General features: G+C 73.9%; 3 protein-coding genes and 1 pseudogene. 1 reads left to right on the top strand and 3 read right to left on the bottom strand.

The annotated features are described in order from the left end of the window. The first annotated feature begins 377 nt into the window (after nt 1-377). Nucleotides 378-2,579, top strand: a complete 2,202-nt coding sequence (kdpB, locus tag ACSNOD_RS28175) for a potassium-transporting ATPase subunit KdpB (RefSeq protein ID WP_436769893.1) — start codon at nt 378-380, stop codon at nt 2,577-2,579. A gap of 60 nt (nt 2,580-2,639) precedes the next feature. Here kdpB and ACSNOD_RS28170 read toward each other — a convergent pair whose 3' ends face one another. From ACSNOD_RS28170 to ACSNOD_RS28160, 3 genes and pseudogenes are all read right to left on the bottom strand, one after another. Continuing rightward, a complete protein-coding gene (locus ACSNOD_RS28170) occupies nt 2,640-3,089 on the bottom strand; it encodes an imidazolonepropionase-like domain-containing protein (protein WP_436769892.1) in 450 nt (149 codons plus the stop codon). A 55-nt stretch (nt 3,090-3,144) separates the two neighbouring features. Further along, a complete protein-coding gene (gene mqnC, locus ACSNOD_RS28165) occupies nt 3,145-4,386 on the bottom strand; it encodes a cyclic dehypoxanthinyl futalosine synthase (RefSeq protein WP_436769891.1) in 1,242 nt (413 codons plus the stop codon). Between the two features lie 174 nt (nt 4,387-4,560). Next, nucleotides 4,561-5,131, bottom strand: a pseudogene (locus ACSNOD_RS28160) (serine/threonine protein kinase); the annotation flags it as partial.

Genomic DNA, 5,131 nt, shown 5'->3' with positions numbered 1-5,131 from the left:
GGCCGGGCCCCTCGCCCCGGCCCGCGACGCGGCGGCGCACGCGCCCCCCTGCCTCGCACCACGGACCCGACGTCCGTGCCCCCCGGGGATCAAGCCTGAGGCACATCCACCGGCCCGCCGCCGCCTCTTGACGGCGCCCTGACGGCCCTCGGCGGGTTCTTGACGGCGCTCTGACAGCGCGCCCCGGCCCCGCGTCAGGATGCCGCAAATAGCCCCCGACCTGGCTTTTCCCGCTCCTCCCCCGGCTCTAGATTCCAGGCTCTGGATTCCAACGGCCCGCCGCCGTCGGGAGCGGCCGCCGACCCACCGGCGGGCCTCAGAACCCCACGAGCTGAAATCCGGCCTCGCGGCCCCAGCGCAAAGGTGTCCGCCCACAGATGCTGCCGTCCCCCGCCCAGGAACAGGAAGAGGCCCGCGCCCAGGACGAGGCCCGCGCCACCGGGGCCCCCGCGCGCGAGCGCGGCGGGCTGCCGCGGCGCCCCCGCCCCACCCCCGACCACCGGCACCGCCGGCGCTCCGGCGGTCTGCTCGACCCCGTACAGCTCGTACGCGCGCTGCCCGAGGCGCTGCGGAAGCTGCACCCGCGGGTGATGGTCCGCAACCCCGTGCTGTTCGTGGTGGAGGTCGGCTCGGCGCTCACCACGCTCTCCGCGCTGCTCAACCCCGGCGTCTTCACCTGGCTGATCAGCGTGTGGCTGTGGCTGACGGTGATCTTCGCGAATCTGGCGGAGGCCGTCGCCGAGGGCCGGGGCAAGGCGCAGGCCGAGTCGCTGCGCCGGGCGCGTACGGACACGGTGGCGGTGCGGCTGGCGCACTGGCGGGTCGGGACGGACCTGGACCGCGCCGAGACGGAGCGGGTCCCGGCGACGGAGCTGCGGCAGTTCGACTTCGTCCTGGTGGCGGCCGGGGAGCAGATCCCCGCCGACGGCGATGTGGTGGACGGCGTCGCCGCGGTCGACGAGTCGGCCGTCACCGGCGAGTCGGCGCCCGTGATCCGCGAGTCCGGGGGCGACCGCTCCGGGGTCACGGGCGGCACGACCGTGCTGTCGGACCGGATCGTCGTACGGGTCACCTCGCGCCCCGGCCAGAGCTTCATGGACCGGATGATCGCGCTGGTGGAGGGCGCCACCCGGCAGAAGACGCCGAACGAGATCGCGCTCAACATCCTGCTCGCCGCGCTCACCGTGATCTTCGTGCTGTCCGTGGTCTCCCTCCAGCCGATGGCCGGCCACGCGCACGCCTCGCAGTCCATCACCGTGCTGGTCGCCCTGCTGGTGGCGCTGATCCCGACGACCATCGGGGCGCTGCTGTCGGCGATCGGCATCGCGGGCATGGACCGCCTGGTGCAGCGCAATGTGCTGGCGATGTCCGGCCGCGCGGTGGAGGCGGCGGGCGACGTGAACACCCTGCTGCTGGACAAGACCGGCACCATCACCCTCGGCAACCGGCGGGCCGCCGGCTTCGTACCGCTCCCGGGGGTGGCCGAGCACGCGCTGGCCGACGCCGCGCAGCTCTCCTCGCTGGCCGACGAGACGCCGGAGGGGCGGTCGGTGGTGGTGCTCGCCAAGGAGCGGTTCGGGCTGCGGGAGCCGGCCGAGGGCGAGCTGAGCCATGCCCGCTTCGTGCCGTTCACCGCGCAGAGCCGGATGAGCGGGGTCGATCTGCGCTGGAGCAACGGCGCCGGCTGCCAGATCCGCAAGGGCGCGGCCGCCGCGGTGATCGGCTGGGTCACCGGGCGCGGCGGCACGGTCCCGGCCGAGGCGGGCTGGTTCGCCGACTCGATCTCGGCCTCGGGCGGTACGCCGCTGCTGGTCGCGGTGCACGACTGGAACGGCCCCCGGGTGCTCGGGGTGATCCACCTCAAGGACGTGGTCAAGGAGGGCATCCGGGAGCGGTTCGCGGAGCTGCGCCGCATGGGCATCCGCACGGTCATGATCACGGGGGACAATCCGCTGACCGCACGGGCGATCGCGGCGGAGGCCGGGGTCGACGACTTCCTCGCGGAGGCCACCCCCGAGGACAAGATGAACCTGATCAAACGGGAGCAGGAGGGCGGCCGGCTGGTCGCCATGACGGGCGACGGCACGAACGACGCGCCGGCGCTGGCCCAGGCGGACGTGGGCGTGGCCATGAACACCGGCACCTCGGCCGCCAAGGAGGCCGGGAACATGGTGGACCTGGACTCCGACCCCACCAAGCTGATCGAGATCGTCGAGATCGGCAAGCAGCTGCTGATCACGCGGGGCGCGCTCACCACGTTCTCGATCACCAATGACGTCGCGAAGTACTTCGCGATCATCCCGGCGATGTTCACGGCCGCCTATCCCGGGCTGGACGCGCTCAACATCATGGGCCTGCACAGCCCGACCTCGGCGATCGCCTCGGCCATCATCTTCAACGCGCTGATCATCATCGCGCTGATCCCGCTGGCGCTGCGGGGCGTGCGGTACGCGCCGGCGTCGGCGCACGACCTGCTGCGGCGGAATCTGCGGGTGTACGGGCTCGGCGGGCTGGTGCTGCCCTTCGTCGGGATCAAGCTGATCGATCTGCTGATCTCGCATCTGCCGGGGATCGGCTGAGGTTCGCGTGCGGCCCGGGGCCCGCTGAGCCCGAAGCCGACCGGGCGCGGGGCCCCGCCGTCAGCGGCGGCGGTGGACCAGGCGGCCGGCGAGCACGGTCGCCACGCAGTGGCCGTCCTCGTCGAACGCGGCGAGGTCCGCGCGGCCGGACTCCACCAGGGCGACGGGGGCGGGGCGCACCGGGAGCGCGAGCCCGGCCCGCTCGGCGGCGGCCCGCAGCGCGGGCTCGGCGACATGCTCCGCGAGGACGGCCGCGGCGCCCCGCTTGAGCACGGCGTGCACCCGCTCGCGCGGCGTCTCGGCGGGCGGCAGCGGCCCGTCGTGGAGCAGGGCGGGCCCGAGGGTGCCGGGCCACTCGCGCAGCCGGGCGGCGGGGAAGCGGGCCCGGAGCTCGTCCAGGGGACCGATGGCGGCGACGCGGTCGCCCTCGACGGCGACCGCCCCCCGGGAGAGGGGGGCGGGGTCCGCGAGAGTGCGGCGCAGCCGGGCGGCGGTATGGATCGTGAGCACGCGCTTACCGGGCCTGTCCTACGGGGTCGGTTCTACGGGATCGGTCCTACGACGGTCAGTTCGCCTCGATGAGCTTCAGCTCGGGGTGGGCCGTGCCGCCCGGGATCGCCGTGGACGACAGGTGCGACACCACGTGGTCGTCGACCGGGTCGTTCGCCGGGTCGTCGTGCACGACCAGGTGCTCGTACGTCGTCGCCCGCTGCGCCGGCACCCGTCCCGCGGCCCGGATCAGCCCGATCAGCTCCATCCGGTTCGAGCGGTGCTTCGCGCCCGCCGAGGAGACGACGTTCTCCTCCAGCATGACGGAGCCGAGGTCGTCCGCGCCGTAGTGCAGCGACAGCTGCCCGGCCTCCTTGCCGACGGTCAGCCAGGAGCCCTGGATGTGGGCGACGTTGTCGAGGAAGAGCCGCGCGACCGCGATCATCCGCAGGTACTCGAAGATCGTGGCCTGGGTGCGGCCCTTCAGCCGGTTGTTCTCCGGCTGGTAGGTGTAGGGGATGAACGCCCGGAAGCCGCCCGTGCGGTCCTGGACGTCACGGATCATCCGCAGGTGCTCGATCCGCTCGGCGTTCGTCTCACCGGTGCCCATGAGCATCGTGGAGGTGGACTCCACGCCCAGCCGGTGCGCGGTCTCCATGATCTCCAGCCAGCGCTCGCCGGACTCCTTGAGCGGCGCGATGGCCTTGCGGGGCCGGGCGGGCAGCAGTTCCGCGCCGGCGCCGGCGAAGGAGTCGAGGCCCGCCGCGTGGATGCGGGTGATGGCCTCCTCCACCGAGACCCCGGAGATGCGGGCCATGTGCTCGACCTCGGACGCGCCGAGGGAGTGGATCACGAGCTGCGGGAACGCCTTCTTGATGGCCGAGAAGTGCTCCTCGTAGTACTCGACGCCGTAGTCCGGGTGGTGGCCGCCCTGGAACATGATCTGGGTGCCGCCGAGTTCGACGGTCTCCGCGCAGCGGCGCAGGATGTCGTCCAGGCCGCGGGTCCAGCCCTTCTCGGTGTCCTTGGGCGCGGCGTAGAACGCGCAGAACTTGCACGCCGTCACACAGACGTTCGTGTAGTTGATGTTCCGCTCGATGATGTACGTCGCGATGTGCTCGGTGCCCGCGTACCGGCGGCGGCGCACCGTGTCGGCGGCGGCGCCGAGCGCGTGCAGCGGCGCCCACCGGTACAGGTCGAGCGCCTCCTCCGGGGTGATACGGCCGCCCGCTGCGGCGCGGTCGAGGACGGCTGCGATATCGGTAGCCGTGCGGTCGGCGCTCTCGCTCACCGGGCCGGGTCCTTCCGACGGGGGCATTACGGACCGATCCAGCCTACGCCAGGGGTCGGACGCGTCCGCTGGCGGCCGGGACATCGGGGGCGGGGCGGCGCGGGCGGGACGACGGCGTACGACGGTGGGCCCGCCGGCGCCCGTACGACGGTGGGCCCGGCCGGCAGCGGGCCGCGCGGGGGTCGGGCCCGTACCCCGCCGTCAGCGGAGCGGGGAGAGCGTTCCCGTGGGGCGGCCGGCGCGCTCGTCCCCCGAGGCGTAGCGGAGCTTGCCGTTCTCCAGGGTGAGGCGCAGGCCCGTGGAGCCCTCGGTGCACATCGACTTGCTGCGCGGCCCGCGCCGGGTGTCCACCACGAGCTCGGTGGCGGACGCCTCGGTGAGGGTCAGCAGGTCCTCGCAGATGAAGGCGCCGAGGATGTCGGTCTGCTCGGCGGTGCCGATCCGGGCGCCGACGCCGCCCTGGGTGAGCGTCACCTTCATGGTGCCGGCGGGCAGCCCGCTGGCGTTGATCGCGCCTTCCCAGGAGCCGAGGAACTCGCGCGGGACGCCCCCGGGCCGGGGCGTGGCCGAGGTGTCGGCGGACGGCGGCCGGGCGGCGGGGCCCGCGTCGTCGTCCTGCAGATAGGGGCGGACCCCGAGCAGATAGCCGCCGACCAGGGCGGCCGTCACGGTGAGCACGACCGTGCAGCTCACGCGGGCGCGGCGGTGGCCGAGCCGGGCCAGGAGGCGGGCGTACGGGCGCGGGCGGGCGGGCGGCGGAGGCGTCGCGGGG

This window comes from Streptomyces sp. URMC 123 (genome assembly GCF_051386515.1).
Taxonomy (GTDB): domain Bacteria; phylum Actinomycetota; class Actinomycetes; order Streptomycetales; family Streptomycetaceae; genus Streptomyces.
Note: the sequence above shows the minus strand (reverse complement) of the source record. Positions and strands in the feature narration are given on the sequence as shown.

What these genes read in the sequence shown, in the direction of transcription:
- mqnC (WP_436769891.1), bottom strand. Translation starts at nt 4,386, where the DNA reads ATGCCCCCGTCGGAAGGACCCGGCCCGGTGAGCGAGAGCGCCGACCGC.
- kdpB (WP_436769893.1), top strand. Translation starts at nt 378, where the DNA reads ATGCTGCCGTCCCCCGCCCAGGAACAGGAAGAGGCCCGCGCCCAGGAC.